Genomic DNA, 292 nt, shown 5'->3' on the forward strand with positions numbered 1-292 from the left:
CCCCGAAGCATATCGGTGTTTGTCCCGTCCTTCATCGGCTCCTAGTGCCAAGGCATCCACCGTGCGCCCTTTCTAACTTAACTAAACACACTTTTCAGCCTGTTATCTAGTTTTCAAAGAACAATTTTAACCTTGTCTCCTCTATAGTGAGTAGACGCAGGCACAAAGTTACTCCTTGAACCTGCTTCATCGCAGCTTTGCGCCGAGGAATCTGTCTTCCTCGAAGCCACTTTTAGACGCAGGCGCAAGTCGAGGGATATTCCCTCAAAACTAAACGAAGCGAAAAAGCGTT

Annotated in this window: 1 rRNA gene; it reads right to left on the reverse strand. The window is 47.6% G+C overall.

Features of this window, described 5'->3' with window-relative positions:
- Window positions 1-83, reverse strand: a 23S ribosomal RNA gene (locus K1I44_RS15135); the annotation flags it as partial.
- Between the last annotated feature and the right edge of the window lie 209 nt (window positions 84-292).

The organism is Anoxybacillus sp. ST4, assembly GCF_019448545.1.
Taxonomy (GTDB): Bacteria; Bacillota; Bacilli; order Bacillales; family Anoxybacillaceae; genus Anoxybacillus; species Anoxybacillus pushchinoensis.